Source organism: Mesorhizobium sp. M7A.F.Ca.US.005.03.2.1 (assembly GCF_003997795.1).
Lineage (GTDB): Bacteria > Pseudomonadota > Alphaproteobacteria > Rhizobiales > Rhizobiaceae > Mesorhizobium > Mesorhizobium ciceri.
This window is the reverse complement of record NZ_RZRP01001525.1, coordinates 1-598: the sequence shown is the minus strand read 5'-3', so window position 1 is coordinate 598 and position 598 is coordinate 1. Positions and strand designations below refer to the sequence as shown.

1 protein-coding gene is annotated in these 598 nt (G+C 65.9%); it reads left to right on the top strand.

The genetic code is table 11. The features are described from left to right. The coding region (locus EN991_RS38895; protein WP_164769796.1) for an OmpA family protein at positions 1-598 on the top strand (598 nt) is incomplete at both ends.

The window sequence follows — 598 nt, the reverse complement described above, 5'->3', positions numbered from 1 at the left end:
TCGCGGCACCGCTCGAGCCACTGGCAAAGGACGCGACCAGTAAACAGGCCGCGAACCCTGCCACGGCATTGGCCGGCGAGACCAAACCGGACGGCACCAAGGCCGCGGTAGCGAAGGCTAAGCCTGAGGCGCAAAAGGCCGTCCAGCCCGACATCGGGGAGAAGCCGCCAACCGCTGCTGCCGTGAAGGCAGCGGCCGACGTCAAGCGGCAGTTGGCCGATGCTTTCAAGCCTGGCGACAAGCTGCACGACGGCGTCTCGGTCGAAGCCACCGACAAGGGCGTCGTCATCTCGATCACCGATCAGCTCGACTTCGGCATGTTCGAGGTCGGCTCGGCGTTGCCGAGACGCGAACTGGTGCTGGCAATGGAGAAGATCGGCCGCATCGTCAACAGCCAGAAGGGCACCATCAGCATCAACGGCCACACCGATGCCCGGCCGTTCCGCAGCGACAGCTACGACAATTGGCGGCTGTCGACGGCGCGCGCGCATTCCGCGTACTACATGCTCGTGCGCGGCGGCGTCGACGAACGCCGCATCACCGAGGTCGCCGGTTTCGCGGACCGCCAGCCGAAAATAGCAGCCGATCCATTGGCGGC